Annotated in this window: 15 protein-coding genes; 13 read left to right on the top strand and 2 right to left on the bottom strand. The window is 65.0% G+C overall.

What is annotated here, in order from left to right; translation table 11 throughout:
• From LRP30_RS14755 to LRP30_RS14695, 13 genes are read left to right on the top strand one after another with little or no spacing between them, the layout of a single operon-like run.
• Positions 1 to 2,904, top strand: a complete 2,904-nt coding sequence (locus LRP30_RS14755) for a flotillin family protein (protein WP_249760793.1) — start codon at positions 1 to 3, stop codon at positions 2,902 to 2,904.
• Between the two features lie 10 nt (positions 2,905 to 2,914).
• Entirely contained in the window at positions 2,915 to 3,352 is a 438-nt protein-coding gene (locus tag LRP30_RS14750) for an SRPBCC family protein (RefSeq protein ID WP_128939213.1), read from the top strand.
• Between the two features lie 2 nt (positions 3,353 to 3,354).
• Positions 3,355 to 3,798, top strand: a complete 444-nt coding sequence (locus LRP30_RS14745) for an SRPBCC family protein (protein ID WP_128945467.1) — start codon at positions 3,355 to 3,357, stop codon at positions 3,796 to 3,798.
• Between the two features lie 2 nt (positions 3,799 to 3,800).
• Positions 3,801 to 4,619, top strand: coding sequence for an FAD binding domain-containing protein (locus tag LRP30_RS14740; RefSeq protein WP_249760792.1), 819 nt, complete (start codon positions 3,801 to 3,803; stop codon positions 4,617 to 4,619).
• A 12-nt stretch (positions 4,620 to 4,631) separates the two neighbouring features.
• Complete coding sequence (locus LRP30_RS14735; RefSeq protein ID WP_128934755.1) at positions 4,632 to 5,108, top strand: (2Fe-2S)-binding protein; 477 nt, start codon at positions 4,632 to 4,634, stop codon at positions 5,106 to 5,108.
• Between the two features lie 9 nt (positions 5,109 to 5,117).
• A complete protein-coding gene (locus LRP30_RS14730; RefSeq protein ID WP_249760791.1) occupies positions 5,118 to 6,707 on the top strand; it encodes a molybdopterin cofactor-binding domain-containing protein in 1,590 nt (529 codons plus the stop codon).
• Positions 6,707 to 7,729, top strand: a complete 1,023-nt coding sequence (locus LRP30_RS14725) for a molybdopterin cofactor-binding domain-containing protein (RefSeq protein WP_128934757.1) — start codon at positions 6,707 to 6,709, stop codon at positions 7,727 to 7,729. The genes LRP30_RS14730 and LRP30_RS14725 overlap by 1 nt, the downstream gene beginning before the upstream one ends.
• Before the next feature lie 10 nt (positions 7,730 to 7,739).
• A complete protein-coding gene (locus tag LRP30_RS14720; RefSeq protein WP_249760790.1) occupies positions 7,740 to 8,621 on the top strand; it encodes a MoxR family ATPase in 882 nt (293 codons plus the stop codon).
• Positions 8,618 to 9,739, top strand: coding sequence for a VWA domain-containing protein (locus tag LRP30_RS14715; protein ID WP_249760789.1), 1,122 nt, complete (start codon positions 8,618 to 8,620; stop codon positions 9,737 to 9,739). Before LRP30_RS14720 ends, LRP30_RS14715 begins: the two co-directional genes overlap by 4 nt.
• Positions 9,736 to 10,620, top strand: a complete 885-nt coding sequence (locus LRP30_RS14710) for an amidohydrolase family protein (RefSeq protein ID WP_249760788.1) — start codon at positions 9,736 to 9,738, stop codon at positions 10,618 to 10,620. The genes LRP30_RS14715 and LRP30_RS14710 overlap by 4 nt, the downstream gene beginning before the upstream one ends.
• 31 nt (positions 10,621 to 10,651) lie before the next feature.
• Complete coding sequence (locus LRP30_RS14705) at positions 10,652 to 11,500, top strand: MBL fold metallo-hydrolase (protein WP_249760787.1); 849 nt, start codon at positions 10,652 to 10,654, stop codon at positions 11,498 to 11,500.
• A gap of 22 nt (positions 11,501 to 11,522) precedes the next feature.
• Positions 11,523 to 13,097 (top strand): isochorismatase family protein, encoded by a 1,575-nt coding sequence (locus LRP30_RS14700; protein ID WP_249760786.1) that lies wholly within the window; start codon positions 11,523 to 11,525, stop codon positions 13,095 to 13,097.
• A gap of 6 nt (positions 13,098 to 13,103) precedes the next feature.
• Positions 13,104 to 13,730, top strand: a complete 627-nt coding sequence (locus LRP30_RS14695; protein ID WP_128947801.1) for an NAD(P)H-dependent oxidoreductase — start codon at positions 13,104 to 13,106, stop codon at positions 13,728 to 13,730.
• A 24-nt stretch (positions 13,731 to 13,754) separates the two neighbouring features.
• Here LRP30_RS14695 and LRP30_RS14690 read toward each other — a convergent pair whose 3' ends face one another.
• Complete coding sequence (locus LRP30_RS14690) at positions 13,755 to 14,780, bottom strand: glycoside hydrolase family 5 protein (protein WP_249761756.1); 1,026 nt, start codon at positions 14,778 to 14,780, stop codon at positions 13,755 to 13,757.
• On the bottom strand, positions 14,777 to 16,087 hold the full coding sequence (locus LRP30_RS14685; RefSeq protein WP_249760785.1) for an O-antigen ligase family protein: 1,311 nt from the start codon (positions 16,085 to 16,087) through the stop codon (positions 14,777 to 14,779). Before LRP30_RS14685 ends, LRP30_RS14690 begins: the two co-directional genes overlap by 4 nt.
• Positions 16,088 to 16,089: the final 2 nt, after the last annotated feature.

Raw genomic sequence — 16,089 nt, 5'->3', positions numbered from 1 at the left:
ATGTCGGGGATATTGGTCGGTGAACTGATCCTCTGGCTGATCGTCGCGATCGTCGTGATCGTGGTTGGCGTCTACATCGTGAACTGGCTTTACCATCGCTCCTCCAAGGAGATTTCGTTCGTCCGCACCGGCTTCCTCGGCGAACGCGTGGTGATCAATGGCGGCGCCTTCGTGCTGCCGTTCATCCACGATTACACGCCTGTCAACATGAACGTGCTGCCGATGGGCATCGTCCGCTCCAGGCAGGACGCCGTGATCACCCGCGACCGTATGCGCGTCGACATCGAGGCCGACTTCTACGTCCGGGTGCAGCCGACCCGCGAGGCGGTCTCGATTGCGGCCGCGACGCTCGGCCGCCGCACCATGGAACCCGAGCAGCTCCATGCGCTGCTGGCCGGCAAGTTCATCTCCGCGATCCGCTCGGTCGCCTCCGAAATGACCATGGAGGAGATGCACGAGCGGCGCGGCGACTATGTCGCACGCGTCAAGACCAATGCAGCCGAGGCCCTCGCCCAGAACGGCCTCGAGCTGGAATCGGTCGCGATCACCGATCTCGATCAGACCGACCTGGAGTTCTTCAATCCCTCGAACCGGTTCGACGCTGAAGGCCTGACCCGCCTGATGGAGGATATCGAGGCCAAGCGAAAGCTGCGCAACGACATCGAGCAGGACTCGATGATCAAGATCCGTTCCCGCAATCTGGAAGCCGAGCGACAGGCACTCGAGATCGAGCGCGAGAGCGAGACCGCGCGCCTCGAGCAGGAGCGCGACATCGAGATGCGCCGCGCGCTCCAGCGCACGGAAGTCGCCCGCGAACGCGCGCTGCGCGAGACCGAGGCCGAACAGGCGCAGATTTCCGCCCGCGAGGCCATTGAGCGCGCCCGTATCGCCAATGACCAGGCGATCGCCGAGGCCCGCATCGCCTCCGAGCGCGAGACCCGCCAGAAGGAGATCGAACGGACTCGCACCATCGAGGAGAAGGAGCTGCTGGCACGCGAAGAGATCGAGAAGACAAGGATCGCCAACCAGCGCTCGATCGACACCAGCCGCATCGCTTCGGAGCGCGAGGTGCGCCAACGCGAGATCGAGCGGATGCGCACGGTCGAGGAAGCCGAGATCGCCGCGCGCGAAGCGATCGAGAAGGCGCGGATCCAGCAGGACCGAGTCGTCACCGACGCCCGCATTGCCAACGAAGAAGAGACCAGGCGCCGCGAGATCGAACGCACGCGCGCCGTGGACGAGGCCGAAATTGCCGCGCGCGAGGCAACGGAGAAGGCCCGCATTGCCCAAACCATGACGGTCAATGTCGAGCGCATCTCCTCGGACGAACGCACTCGCGCGCTCGAGATCCAGCAGGTGCGAACCATCCAGGAGGCCGAGATCGAGGCTCAGCGCGCGGTCGAAGCCGCCCGCATCGCCCGCGAGCGGACGCTCGCCGCCGAGCGCATCGCCGCCGAGCAGAACACGCGGCAACTCGAGATCGAGCGCAACCAGGCGCTGGACGTCGCCGGCATCGCCGCGCGCGAGACGACCGAGGCCACGCGCATCGCGCAGGAGGAGCGCGTGCGCTCGCTGGAGATCGCCCGCAACCGCGCCGTCGAAGAAGCCGATATCGCCTCGCGCGAGGCGATCGAGGCGGCCCGCATCGCCCAGGAGAAGGCGGTTGCGGCCGAGCGGATCCAGGCCGAGCGCGACACCCGCGCGCTCGAGATCGAGCGGACCGGCGTATTGGAAGCGGCCGAACTGAAGCGGCGCGACGCCATCGAGCGCCAGCGTATCACGGTCGATCTGGCGCTCGAGGCCGAGCGCATCAACTCCTCGAAGAAGCGCGAAGTGCTCAACATCGAGCAGAAGAAGGCGATCGAGATCGCCGATGAGGACCGCGTCATCGCGCTGTCGACCAAGAAGTCCGAGCGGATCGACGCCGACCGCCAGGTCCGTCAGGCCGAGATCGTCGCGCGCAAGGAGGTCGAGACCACCGACGTCTCGCGCGAGCAGGCGCTGGAAGCCGCCCGTATCGAGCGGCGGCGCGCCATCGAGCAGCTCGAGGTCGCTCGCGTGCAATCCTTGCAGGAAGCCGAAATCGCCTCCCGCGAGGAAGTGGAGCGCGCTCGCATCGCGTCGGATCGCGGCCTCGACGAAGCCCGCATCGGCCGCGAGCGCGAGCTGCGCAAGCTCGAAGTCAATCGCGAAAAGGACGTCGAGACGGTGCTGATGGAGAAGGCCATCGCCATCCATCAGAAGTCGCTGGAGGAGTCGGCGGCACGCGCCGCCGCCGAGGAAGCGCGCATGCGGGCGACTGAAGCCGCCGAGCGCGTGGTCACCGCGCGCGAGAGCGAGATCGCAAAACGCCGCAAGACCGTCGAAGTGCTGCTCGCCGAGAAGCAGGCCGAAGAGACGCGGATCGCGGCCGAGGCCGAGCGCGTGCGCGCCGCGGTCGAGGCCGAGGCGCAGCGCATGCTCAACGAGGCCGAGAACGTGCTCACCGACCAGGCGCGCTACTCGCTGTTCCGCCGCAAGCTGCTCGACCGCATCGAAGGCATCGTGCGTGAGAGCGTCAAGCCGATGGAGAAGATCGAGGGCATCCGCATCCTCCAGGTCGACGGCCTCAACGGCAACGGACACGGAAACGGCAATGGCGGCCGCAGCGCCACCGACGAGGTGATCGATTCGGCGCTGCGCTACCGCGTCCAGGCGCCGCTGATCGACTCGATCCTGTCGGACATCGGCGTCGAGGGTGGCAGTCTTGCAAAGATGCCGGGCCTGATCCGCGAGGCCCGCGACATGCAGGGCATCAAGGATTCCGCGCGCAAGAGTGGCGGCGGCGACAAGCCGGCGGCCTCCCCGCCTGCGGCCGAAGGCGGTGAGCCGCCGGCCGAGCGCGGGCCGCGAAAGAAGAGCTGAGGTCCGACCCATGGCCCGCGTCTACGTCTCAACCGTCGTCAACGCCCGCAACGACCGCGTCTGGGCGCGGGTACGCGATTTCAACGGTCTGCCGAACTGGCATCCGGCCATCGCCGAAAGCCGGATCGAGGGCGGCGAGCCCGCCGACAAGATCGGCTGCGTCAGGGATTTCCGCCTGCGCAACGGCGACCGCATCCGCGAGAAGCTCTTGGGCCTTTCCGACTACGATATGTTCTGCACCTACTCGATCCTGGAATCCCCAATGGGTGTCGAGAACTACGTCGCGACCTTGCGGCTGACGCCCGTCACCGACGGCGACCAGACTTTTGTGGAATGGACCGCCGAGTTCGACTGCGCGCCGGAGCGCGAGACCGAACTCGTCAGCAACATCGGCGGCGGCGTGTTCCAGGGCGGCTTCGATGCCCTGAAGCGCGTGTTCGGAGGTTAGCCGTGCCGCATATCGTCAAGAGCACGATCCTGAGCGCACCGACCGATGCGGTATGGAACGTGCTGCGCGATTTCAACGGGCACGACCGCTGGCATCCGGCGGTTGCGACCTCCTCGATCGAACGCGCTCAGACTTCCGACAAGATCGGCTGCGTCAGGCGCTTCAAGCTCAAGGACGGCTCCGAGCTGCGCGAACAGTTGCTGGCTCTTTCCGACCTCGAACAGACCTTCAGCTATTGCCTGCTCGATACCCCGATCCCGATGTTCAATTACGTCGCCCATGTCCGCCTGCTGCCGGTGACCGATGGCGACCGCACTTTCTGGCATTGGGAATCGCGCTTCACCACGAAGCCCGAGGACAAGGACCGCATCACCCACATGGTCGCGGAAGACATCTACCAGGCGGGATTCGAGGCGATCCGCCGCCATCTGAAGGAGGCCGCCTAGCCATGGCTGTGACCGTAAAAACCTTTGCCAGCGCCGGCGAAGCGGCCGGGGCAATATCCTCAGATCGCAGCGCACGCTATCTCGGCGGCGGCACGCTGGTGATGCGAGCGCTCAACGAGGGCGACGTTTCGATTTCGACCGTCGTCCGCGCCAGCGACCAGACGCTGACCCGGATCGATGCGTCCGGACCGCGAATCACGCTGGGCGCCGGCGTCACGTTCGCGAGAATTCTCGGCGAGCGCGACCTCGCTTTCCTGCACGCGCCCGCCCGTTCGATCGGAGGCCCTGCCGTGCGCAACATGGGCACTGTCGGCGGCAATCTGTTCGCGCCAAACCCCTATGGCGATTTCACCGTGGCGCTGCTGGCGCTCGACGCCACGGTCGCAGTGCAAGGCGGCTTCGGCGCCCGCGACATCGCGATCGAGGAGTTCCTGCAATCGCGCGAGCGGCAATCCGGCGCGCTGGTGCTCTCGGTCTCATGCACCCGACCGGCCAGCGCTGAGGCCTTTCGCTACCGCAAGGTTGCCCGGATCAAGCCGAAAGGCGGCTCGGTCATCACGCTGGCCGCACACCTGCCGGTCAGCGGCGGGCGCATTGCCGGTGCTCGCATTGCGCTCGGTTCGATGGCGCCGACCAAGATCCGCGCCAAGGCCGCGGAACGTGCCCTCGAAGGACGCACGCTCGATGCCGCGAACATCAATGCTGCCGCCTCTGCCGCAGTCGAGGGAACATCGCCCGCCGACAATGCGCTCGGCAGCGCCTGGTATCGCCGCGAGATCGTCGGCGTCCATCTCCGCCGTTTGCTGTCCGGCCAGGAATAGACTGGGATCACCATGTCCAAGACGCCTCTGCAATTTCGTCACAACGGCCGCGACGTCGCTATCTTCGTCGATGGCGGCACCAACCTGCTGGTCGCCCTACGCGAGCTGATCGGCGACATGACGCCGAAATTCGGTTGCGGCCAGGGCGGCTGCGGCACCTGCAGCGTGCTGATCGACGGAGAACTCCACCTCTCCTGTCTGACGCTCGCCGAGACCGTTGCCGGCCGCTCCGTCGAAACGCTCGACGGCCTCAAGCAGGGCCCGAACCTGCACCCGCTCCAGCGCGCCTTCGCCGACAATTTTGCCGCCCAATGCGGCTATTGCACACCGGGCATGCTGATGGCCGCAAAGGCGCTTCTCGACCGCAATCCCTCCCCGAGCCGCGCCGACGTGATCGAGGCGATCTCCGGCAACATCTGCCGCTGCACCGGCTACGAGCCGATCATCAATGCCATCCTCGTCGCCGCAGGCGGCCGGGCCAGCGCCTGAGGTCAGACCATGCTGGAACTACGCAAGGACATCTTCGCCGACGAGCGCGACGACAATCTCAAAGAGATCGGCAAGGGCACACAGCGCCAGGACATGCTCGGTCACATCACGGGCACGTCGAGCTATTTTGGCGATCATAAGCTCCAGGGCATGCTGCACCTCAAGGTCGTTCGCTCGACCCAAGCCCATGCGAGGCTGCGCCACATCGATACCACGGAGGCAGAACGCTCGGCCGGCGTGCGCCGGATCATTCGCGGTGCGGACGTTCCGGTCAATCTCAACACGCTGCTGAGCCTGATCAATTTCGGCAAGGACGACGAGCCGTCGCTGGCCGTCGACAAGGTCCGCTACAAGGGCGAGCCGATCCTTGCCATCGTGGCCGACAGCGAGCGCGAGGCTTTTGAGGCCATCGCAAAGGTCAGGATCGACTACGAACCGCTGCCGACCGTGTTCGACGTCGAGGATGCGCTGAAGCCCGGCGCCCCCGTGGTCAACGAGACCTATCCGAAGAACGCCTTCATCTATCACGACGTCTACGATCACCAGCGTCTGCGGTTCGGCGATGCCGACGCGGCGCTCGCGAGCGCCGACCACGTGCTCGAACAGCGCTACCAGATGTCGCCGATCGAGCACGCGCCGACGGAGACCAATGGCGCGATTGCCGCGCCCGAGACCAACGGCCGCTACGTCGTCTACACGTCGACGCAAGCGCTGTTCTTCTCGGTCGACACCTGCGCCAAGATTTTGGACGTGCCGTCCAACACCTTCCACTTCATCGGCGGCACCGTCGGCGGCGGCTTCGGCGGCAAGGTGGATACCTTGACCGAGCCGCTCGCCATTCTCGGCGCCATGTTGACCGGGCGTCCCGTGCGCTACGTGTTCGGTCGCGAGGAAGAGATGCAATACGGCCCGCCCCGCGGCGCCGAGCGCATCTACATCAAGGATGGGGTGATGCGCGACGGCCGTATCGTTGCGCGCAAGATCCGTGCCTATTTCGACAGCGGCGCCTATACGCGCCTCTCAAGCTACGCCGCGGTGAAATGCGCGGCGCATCTGCCGGGCCCCTACACCATCCCGAACGTTTATGGCGACGTCTACTGCGTCTTCACCAACCGCACGCCGGCGACTGCTATGCGCGGCTTCGGCGTCACCGCGATGGACTTTGCCATCGAATGCCAGATGGACAAGCTCGCAAACCTCGTCAGCATGGATCCGATGGAGTTCCGGATTCTGAACGCCTATCGCGACGGCGACATGAAGGCGCACCGGCGCGAGGCCAAGAACACGGCGCTGATCGAATGCGTTCAGGTCGCTGCCGAAAAGGCCAAATGGCCGATCCGCGACGAGTTCAGGCGCGCCTCCTCCCGCAAGGATGGCGGCGGCAGCCGCGCCGCGATCCCGCCGACGACGGAGCCGCGCGCGCGGCCGGCCGCGCCCGCGCAGCAGCGCACGACTTATGACCGCGCGCCCATGACCGCGACAAGAGAGCCACCGCGCGAACCACCTCCGCCGGCACCGCCACCTCCTCCGCCGCGCCCGGCCGCGCCATCGCACGGCGCCACCCGCTTCTCCTCCGTCTTCGGCACCAGGAGGCGCTAATGACCAGGCATCGCGGGCGCGGCATGGCATCGATCAACTATCCCATCGGCATGAACCTCGGCGGCGATCCCAGCCAGGCGCTGGTGCATTCCAATCCCAGCGGCAAGTTCACGGTGGCCTTGTCGTCGATCGACCTCGGCCAGGGCATGAAATCGGTGACGCGGCAGATCTGCGCCGAGACGCTGGGCGTACCGGTCGAGGACGTCTATGTCGACACGGCGGACTCCGATACCGGTCCGCATTGCATGGGCTCGTTCGCCTCGCGCGGCACCCATCGCGTCGGCAACGCCGTGATGGCCGCCGCCCGCGAAGCGCGCGGCGTGATGATGGAGGCGGCGGCCGAGGAGTTGGAAGTCAATGCGGCCGACCTCGAGACTGACGGGCGCGGCAACATCCACGTCAAAGGCGCGCCGCATCGCTCGATCTCGACCAAGGATGTCGCGATCGCCGCGCAGTTCAAACAGGGCAAGACCATTTCGGGTCGCGGCATCTTCCTGGTCCCGCTGTCCGACGTCGACCCCGAAACCGGAGAGATGTCACCGGCAACGTGTTATGCCCATGCCTGCCTCGTCGCCGAAGTCGAGGTCGACGACGAGACCGGCGAGGTCGCGATGGTCCGGATGGACTCCGCGTATGAGCTCGGCCGTGCACTCAACCCACGGCTTGTCGAGCAGCAGCTGGTCGGCGGCGCCTGGATGGGCGTCAGCCACGCACTCTACGAGACTCCCGAGCCTTACTATCCCGACCCCAGCCATGGGCCGCGCGACTTCGTCGAATATCTCATGCCAGGCCCCGGCGATATTTGCCCGCACGATATCGCGGTGCTGGAACGTCCTGCTCCCGATGGTCCCTTCGGCGCCAAGGGCCCCGGCGAGATGTGCGCCAACCCGGTACTGCCGGCCGTGGCGAATGCGATCTTCAACGCAGTCGGCGTGCGCATCGACGATCTGCCGATCACGCCCGAGAAAGTGCTGCGCGCGATCAAGGCCCAGGGCGGCGCACGGCCGCAGGCGCGGCGCTAGAGGTATCGTCGTGGCGGTTCGCAGCAACATCGTCGGCATCGACAGCGCGGAGGCGCTGGAGAAGGCGCTGCGGGCGGCCTATTACCTCGCCGACGAGGGACTGGCGACCGCCGCCTATCTCGGGCTCGCACTGGGCAAGCCGCTGTTGCTGGAGGGGGCGCCGGGCGTCGGCAAGACGGAGGCCGCAAAGGCGATCGCTGCGGTGCTCGGCCGCCGCCTTATCCGCCTGCAATGCTACGAGGGCATCGACGCGTCCGCCGCGCTCTATGAGTGGAACTACCCGCGCCAGATGCTGGCGATCCGCCAGGCCGGCGACGAGAGCATCGACATCTATGGCGAGACGTTCCTGATCGAGCGGCCGATGCTGGCGGCGCTCCGCGCGCCCGGTTCCACCGTGCTGCTGATCGACGAAATCGACCGCGCCGATCAGGAGTTCGAGGCCTTCCTGCTCGAATTCCTCTCCGACTTCCAGATCTCGATTCCCGAGCGCGGCACGGTGCGCGCGGCGGAGCGCCCCGTGGTCGTGCTGACATCGAACCGGACGCGCGATCTGCACGAAGCCCTGCGCCGCCGCTGCGTCTATCACTGGATCGACTATCCGACCGCGGAGCGCGAAGCACGCATCATCATGATGCGCGCTTCCAGCGTTGCCGAGGCCACGGCGCGCGCCGTCGTTGCAGCCGTCGAAAGGCTGCGGCGCGAACCGCTCAGCAAGGCCCCAGGGATCGCCGAAGCCGTGGACTGGGCCGAGGCCGCGACGTTACTTCACAAAGGCGGCGCCCGCTGGCCAGACGCATTCAAGCGCTCGATCGGCGTGGCGCTGAAGGACGAGGAAGACCTGCATTTCATCTCGCCACGGCTCGACGCCATGCTCGCGGAGGCGACCGTATGAGCACCGATCTGCAGCTTCCGCGTGCCGCACGCGTCTTCGTCGCCTTCGTCCCGCTGCTGCGCGCGAACGGCTTTGCCGTGGCACCGGAGCAGACCACGACGTTCTTGGCGGCTATCGAGCTGCTCGGCCCTGATAGCATCGAGGATATCCGACAAGCTGCACTGGCGACGCTGGCTCCGCCGCCCGAACGGCGTGCCACCTTCGACCGGCTGTTCGATCTGCACTTCCGCGGCACCGAGACGATTGCGCGCGATGACGAGGGCGAGGACGACGAGACGGTCCGGCTCCAGGAAGAGGGCCGTGGCGACGAGGAGCCCCTGCTCTCCGACGAGGCGAGCGAGTCCGGCCTCACCGCGACCCGGACCGAGGCCCTGGTCGAGCGCCGCTTTGGAGTGAGTCCGACCATGGACGCGCTACGCCGCCTGGCGCGCGAAGCACCGCGACGTCTGCCGCGACGACGTGGTCACCGGCGCATGCGAACTCGCCGCGGACCGTTTGCCGACCTTCGCCGCACGTTGCGCGATACTGTCCGCAGCGACGGCGAGATCTTGCGGCTCGGTCACCTCAAGCGGCGGCAGCGCCCACGCAAAATATTGCTGCTGATCGATGTGTCCGGCTCGATGAAGAGTCGCACCGAAGACAACATGAAGCTCGCACATGCGCTGGTGCAGGCGGCGCCCAATGTCGAGGTCTTCACCTTCGGCACGCGGCTGACGCGCGTCACCCGTCCGTTGCGGCTGAAGCGTCGCGAGCAGGCGTTGAACGCGGCCGCCCACCTCGTCAGCGATTGGGACGGCGGCACCCGCATCGGCGACGCACTGCAAGCCTTCCTCGCCGTGCCACGGTTCGACGGCTATGCGCGCGGCGCCGCCGTAGTGATCGTCTCCGACGGGCTCGAGCGCGGCGAAGGTGACGCACTTCGCGACGCCGTCGCTAAATTGTCGCGGCGGGCCTGGCGCTTGAGCTGGCTGACGCCGCTTGCCACGAGCCCGGCCTTCCGCCCGCAGACGGAAGCGCTCATGGCCATCGAGCGCTTCGTCGATGACCTCGTGGATGGCGGTTCGAGCGCGTCGATCGTCGCGCACATTCTGGCATTGGGACGAAGGAGAGCGGCGTGACCGAAATTGTCGACGGCCATCATCATATCTGGCGGCAAGCCGACCTGCCCTGGCTGATCGGCCCCATGCAGCCGCGCATCTTCGGCCCCTATGAACCGATCCGGCGCGACTATCCGATCCAGGAGTATCTCGACGACCTCAAGGGCAGCGGCGTCACCCGCTCGGTCTATGTGCAGACCAACTGGGCCAACGACCGTTTCGAGGACGAGGCCGCCTGGGTGCAGCAGACCGCCGACGAACACGGCTGGCCGCACGCGATCATCGCCTATGCCAATTTTGCCGTCGAGGACGTCCGGCCCCAGCTCGATCGCCTCAAGCGCTATCCGCTCGTGCGCGGCGCGCGCATGCAGCTGCACTGGCACGAGAACCCGCTCTACCGCTTTGCGGCCCGCGCCGATCTCTGCGCCGATCCAGTGGTCCGCCGCAACATCGCGCATCTCGCCGACTATGGCTGGAGCTTTGATTTGCAGGTGTTCACGCCGCAGATGCCAGTGGCAGCGGAGCTGGCCGAAGCTTGTCCAGAGGTGACCTTCGTCCTCCAGCATGCCGGCATGCTGGAGGACCTCTCGCCGGCAGGCCGCGCCGCCTGGCGCGCCGGCATGGCGCGCCTTGCGACCTGCCCGAACGTGGTCTCAAAGCTCTCCGGCCTCGGCACCTTCATCCATCGCAACGATCCCGCGCACATCGCCGCCGTGCTCGCCGATACCGTTGCGATCTTCGGCGCCGAGCGCTGCCTGTTCGGCTCCAATTTCCCGATCGAGAAGTTGTGGACCAGCTATCGCGAGCTGGTCGATGCGTTTCGCGCGGCGGCCGCGCCGTTGAGCTCGGCGCAGCAGGACGCGATCTTCAGGACCACTGCGACGCGCGTTTATCGGCTTTGATAGACAAGAAACAGATGAGGGAGGGCAGCGAATGGCGCTGGAAATCAAGATCCTGGACTATGGCGACATCGAGCTGGAATCGAGCTTCCTGGTGCTCGGCCGCGATTGCGGCCGCACGCGCCGCGTCCTCACCCTGGGCTTCCTGATCCTCGGCGGCCAATATCCGGTCGTGGTCGACACCGGCTATCGCTCCAACCAGATCATGGAAACGCTGGGCATGCGCGGCCTGCAATATCATGAAAACATGATCGAGAACCAGCTCGCGCGCCACGGCGTACGCATGGGCGACGTCCGCTTCGTCTGCCATACGCATCTGCACATCGACCACGCCGGCAAGGACGATCTGTTCCCGATGAACACGACCGTCGTCCTCAACCGCAGGGAGCTCGAATATTCCGTCTCCGGCCTGATGCATCCGCAATATCCGGCACCCGACATCAAGCACCTGATCGACCGCCTACACACCAAGAGCGCGCTGCGCTTTCTGGATCTCGAGGTCACCGGCCCGATCGAGCTGATGCCCGGCGTCTATTGCGATGCCGCCAACGCCCATACCGAGGGCTCGATGAACATCATCGTTCACACCGCCGACGGCATCGCCACCATTTGTGGCGACGTGATCTACGACTTCAACGACCAGATCGTCACGCCCTTCAACGAGATCCATGATTGGGAGCCGCGCACCACCGGCAACCACGGTACCAGCAAGCGCGCAGAAAAGGCGGCGATCAAGAAGCTGCTCAGCAATTCGCGTTATCTGCTGCCGGTGCACGATCGCCCCGCCAAGATCGAAGGCGGCAATGTCGTCGGGCGGCTGCACGACCAGGTCCCCGGACCCATCGTGCAGTCCCTGCCCCAACGCAACTGGTTCCCGGCTTGACGTGACCTGAGGATATCGACCGATGACGCACGTCACCTTGCGCTCCGAGTTCGAGACCCTGATCGACCCGTACGCGCCCGTCGCGCAAGTTGGCACCGGCTTCGACTTCACGGAAGGACCGGTCTGGCATCCGGTCGATCACTACCTCCTGTTCTCGGATATGCCAGGCGACGTGCGGCGGCGCTGGGATGCGCGGCGTGGTGTCGTGGAGGTCAAGCGTCCGTCGAACAAGTGCAACGGCCTGACCTACGATGCCGAGCTCAATTTGATCGTCTGCGAGCACACGACGTCGTCGCTGGTCCGCGAGCGGCCGGACGGGCGGCGGGAGGTGCTGGCTTCGCATTTCCAGGGTCAGGAGCTCAACAGCCCGAACGATGTCTGCGTCCACTCTTCCGGCGCGATCTATTTCTCCGATCCCTGGTATGGCCGCATGCCGGTCTATGGCGTCGAGCGGCCACGCCAGCTCGGCTTTCAGGGCGTCTATCGCGTCGTGCCCGGCGGCGAGCCGAAGCTCGTCGTCGACCGCAACCTGTTCGATCAGCCGAACGGACTGTGCTTCTCGCCGGACGAGAATCTGCTTTATGTCAACGACACCGTGCAGGCGCTGATCCGCGTCTTTGACGTCGATAGTGACGGCTCACTGTCGAACGCGCGCGTGTTCGCAAGCGGCATCCGCTCCGAGCTCGAGCCGGGCGTGCCCGACGGCATGAAGTGCGACCAGCACGGCAATGTCTGGGTCACCGCGCCCGGCGGCGTCTGGATCTACTCGCCGCGCGGCGAGCTGCTCGGCAAGGTCCGCGTGCCGGAGCTCGTCGCCAACCTTGCCTGGGGCGGTCCAGACTTCCGCACGCTGTATCTGACCTCGACCCATTCGGTTTACGCGATCCCGACCAAGGTCGGCCCGCGGCACGAGCCCTATATGAGCGGCCGGCGAAGCGGCGGCGGCGCGGCGCCAAGCTCCGCGCCAGCGGCACCCATCCTCGCCGAGGGCGAGATGCGGCTCGATCCGCAGCGTTGCGCGATGATCATCCAGGACCTCCAGAACGACGTCATCATGGACGGCGGCGCCTTCGCCGAATCCGGCGCCCCCGGGCATGCGCGCCAGCAGCATGTGGTGGACAACGTCCGCCGCCTCGCCGAGACCGCGCGCGCCCGCGGCGTCGCCATCATCCATGTCTGGTTCATCGTCGAACCTGGCGCGCCCGGCGTCACGCTGAACGCGCCGCTGTTCGAGGGCCTCGTCGACAGCAAGGCGATGGTGCGCGGAAGCTGGGGTGCGGCGCCGGTATCGGGCCTCGAGCCGCGGCCCGGCGACTTCGTCGTCGAGAAGATGCGCATGAGCGCGTGGGAGGGCACGCGGCTGGAGACGATCCTGAAAGCGACGGGGCGCGACATGATCATCAATACCGGTGCCTGGACCAACATGTCGGTCGAACACACCGCGCGCACCGGCGCCGACAAGGGCTATTTCATGATCGTGCCCGAGGATTGCTGCTCGACCATGAACGCCGACTGGCACAACGCCTCGATCAATTTTGCCATGCAAAACGTCGCGGTCGTGACCAGGGCGGATACGGTCATCAGGGCGCTGGGATGACGCGCGGTGCCGAAGCTCCTGCACCTCTCCTGCTCGCCTCGCCCCGACTCGGAATCGAGTGCCGGCGCGCTAGTCTTCATTGAGCACTTTCGTCAGGCCCATCCCGATTGGGACATCGATGTCATGGATCTCTGGCGCGAGCAGATGCCTGAGTTCGCTGGCCCCATCCTCGAAGCCAAATACGCACGCATGAACGGCCATCGCTTCAACGATCCTCAACGCGACAGGTTTGCCGAGGCCGAGCGCATGGCGCTGCGCTTTTCACTCGCCGATCGCGTGTTGATCTCGACGCCGATGTGGAACTTCGGCATCCCCTACAAGCTGAAGCAGTTCATCGACATCATCGTCCAGCCCGGGCTCACCTTTCGTTTCGATCCGTCGCAGGGATATATCCCGCTGCTGAAGGACCGGCCGACACTGGTGGTCCTCGCCAGCGGCAGCGACTTTTCCACCGGCATGAACCGCGGCCGTATCGACATGGCGACGCCCTACTTGCGGGAAATCCTGCGCTTCATTGGCATCAATGATGTCCGTTTCGTCGCGATCGGGCCGACCATCGGGCCGCGGCAATCGCTTGAAGCCGCCCGAGAACGGGCCTCTAAACGCCTCGCTGCAATGGCTGCGAATTTCTGATGCCGTTGCGAACGAACCGCCGCTTCAATGCGGCGGCGGGATCAAGGCGCGCAGGATGCCCGGCTTCCAGGCCTGACGCGCACTGTCGAAGGCCGCAAAATCATGGTCGAACTGCCAATAAGCCCATGACCAGCCAAGTCTGTCGGCGCTTCTCGCCATGAAGGAGAGGTATCGCAAACGACTGTCGGACGGAGCGCGCTCGTACACCCCGAATTCGCCGAGATAGATGGGGCGCTTCTCTCTCTCCGCCCAGAGACTCATCTTCCTGAAATCGGCGGCAGCTCTCGCTTCGTCATCCGGAGTGCCCCAATCTAGGGGACCTATTTTCGAGAAAGTTGCAGACCATGGAGCACCTTGGTGCGTGAACCGTATGGGCGCGTAGTAGTGAAACGTGACAATGAGCTTCCTGTCCTCGGCCGGCAGAGTCAGCTCGTCGGCAGGGATATCATCCGTGTTGAGAGCGGCGGCAATGACCGGCCGCTCGGGGTTGGTGCGGCGGATGATGCCGAGACACTCGTTGAGCAGTGAATTCCAGCTGGCGGACGTCATGTGCCCACCAGGCTCATTCAGGACCTCGAAGACGAGCGTGGGGTACTTCCCGGCATAGCGCTCGGATATCTGCCGCCAGAACGACTTGAGCTTCTCAGTGCATCCGGCAACGTCGCTTTGGCAAATGTGCGTGTCATGCTCGTCGACGACAGGAATGAGGCCCCTCGCGAGGACCTCCTCGATGACGACATCGAGCCGCCTCAGGACGATCTCATCCAAAACATTCTCCGGGCTCATGAACTTGAAGCCGAAGAAATTGATCCTGACGTGCGAGAACCCGGCCTTCTTGATCGTCGTCAAATTGTCCAGGCGGAACGGCGCGTTGTGGCCGCCTTCCCAGATTCCATCGTAGCCGAGAATATTGATGCCGCGCCCGAGTTTCGGCAGGTCGCGGGAATTGGCCCGCTCGGCTCCGTGAGCGTCGGAGAAGAGCGATGCAACGAAGAGTGCCGTTGCCGCCAGCACGACGCTCCCCGGCCGCCGAGCGCGCATGGCGGTCATCTTGCGTCCATTTGCAAGGACTGGAAGTCGGCCTGTGGCATCGACCTGCACGTCGCAAAGAAGAACGAGACGAGCAGCACCGACGTGAACATCGTCGAACGGAGGAATGTCGTCTCCGTAAAATTGGTCTGAAAGCTGAGCACGACAAATCCAATGATGAGAGCGCAGTGCGAACGATCGATGGATCTGGTCGAAATCAGATCGAGAATCTTGCTCGAGAACAGAACAACGCTCGCAGCGAAAAGCACATATCCCAGAAACCCTGTTTCCATCAGGATCGCGATGTAGCCGCTGTGATAATTGTCCAGCACCCAGCCGTGGTTCTGTTCGAAATAATCGTAGATCGACGGGACCGTCCAAAAGCCGTTGATCCCGAAGCCGAGCAACGGCGCATCGTCGAAATGGCTGATGGCGTAGTGCCAGATGAACGTTCGCTCGGTGAAATCGATGGTCGCATCGCCGACATGGATGGCGTCATAGCCCGTGACGTAAAAATAAAGAAACAGGATCCCGGCCAGGAGGCACATGACGAACGGCAGGACCGCATAGACCCTCATGCAGCCGACAGACCACATCGAGGTCACGAGCAATGCACAGGCCGCCAGGGCAACAGCGCCGGCACCGCGCGATTCCGACGCGAGGACGCAGGTTGAGGCCAGCAGGAACACGACGAGGAACGTCGGCCACCTCTGCCCCTTCATCTTAAGATAACAGGCAAAAAACATCAGATACGCGCCGACAAAGCCGAGCGTCTGCTTCGATTCATAGACGCCCTGCCATTGGCCGCTGTGCATCCAGGTTTGGTCTATCCCAATCTCGGGCACGGCAAGCGCACAGAAGGCCGATGCGGCGACCAATATGAACAGGCCGAGGGCCGTGGCCTTCACAATCTCGTCCATCTCGAGGCGCGTGATAAGACAGAATGCGCCGAAGGTCGTCATGGCAAGCGCCGCACTCTTCATGAGCGCTGCCGCGCTCAGGCTCGACCAGAACACGGAGATGACGGCGAAGGTGTAGAATGCGAGCAGCGCGATCAAATCGGGATTGAACTGCAAGCGCAGGCGCGGGCGCACGAATGCACTTGCGTAGATGAGGACGCCCCACATCAGGAGCGCCACGGCCTGTTGCACAAAGCTCAGCTCCGCCGGCAGGAGCGCGACGTTGAAGATGCCCATCGATGCCACCACATTGATGGTGATCGAGCAGCTGATTGCAATTCTGGCAATCTTCTCAACGCCAACGCTGCGCGCCTCCCAGAACGCGCTCTCGAGTGCCCCGGAATCCACCTCGGTCTGCAGGCTGGCCATGA

It is taken from the genome of Bradyrhizobium sp. C-145 (assembly GCF_023375135.1).
GTDB classification, from domain to species: domain Bacteria; phylum Pseudomonadota; class Alphaproteobacteria; order Rhizobiales; family Xanthobacteraceae; genus Bradyrhizobium; species Bradyrhizobium zhanjiangense.
Note: the sequence above shows the minus strand (reverse complement) of the source record. Positions and strands in the feature narration are given on the sequence as shown.

What these genes read in the sequence shown, in the direction of transcription:
- LRP30_RS14685 (WP_249760785.1), bottom strand. Translation starts at nt 16,087, where the DNA reads ATGGCCAGCCTGCAGACCGAGGTGGATTCCGGGGCACTCGAGAGCGCG.
- LRP30_RS14750 (WP_128939213.1), top strand. Translation starts at nt 2,915, where the DNA reads ATGGCCCGCGTCTACGTCTCAACCGTCGTCAACGCCCGCAACGACCGC.
- LRP30_RS14705 (WP_249760787.1), top strand. Translation starts at nt 10,652, where the DNA reads ATGGCGCTGGAAATCAAGATCCTGGACTATGGCGACATCGAGCTGGAA.
- LRP30_RS14740 (WP_249760792.1), top strand. Translation starts at nt 3,801, where the DNA reads ATGGCTGTGACCGTAAAAACCTTTGCCAGCGCCGGCGAAGCGGCCGGG.
- LRP30_RS14730 (WP_249760791.1), top strand. Translation starts at nt 5,118, where the DNA reads ATGCTGGAACTACGCAAGGACATCTTCGCCGACGAGCGCGACGACAAT.
- LRP30_RS14715 (WP_249760789.1), top strand. Translation starts at nt 8,618, where the DNA reads ATGAGCACCGATCTGCAGCTTCCGCGTGCCGCACGCGTCTTCGTCGCC.
- LRP30_RS14735 (WP_128934755.1), top strand. Translation starts at nt 4,632, where the DNA reads ATGTCCAAGACGCCTCTGCAATTTCGTCACAACGGCCGCGACGTCGCT.
- LRP30_RS14690 (WP_249761756.1), bottom strand. Translation starts at nt 14,780, where the DNA reads ATGACCGCCATGCGCGCTCGGCGGCCGGGGAGCGTCGTGCTGGCGGCA.
- LRP30_RS14700 (WP_249760786.1), top strand. Translation starts at nt 11,523, where the DNA reads ATGACGCACGTCACCTTGCGCTCCGAGTTCGAGACCCTGATCGACCCG.
- LRP30_RS14725 (WP_128934757.1), top strand. Translation starts at nt 6,707, where the DNA reads ATGACCAGGCATCGCGGGCGCGGCATGGCATCGATCAACTATCCCATC.
- LRP30_RS14755 (WP_249760793.1), top strand. Translation starts at nt 1, where the DNA reads ATGTCGGGGATATTGGTCGGTGAACTGATCCTCTGGCTGATCGTCGCG.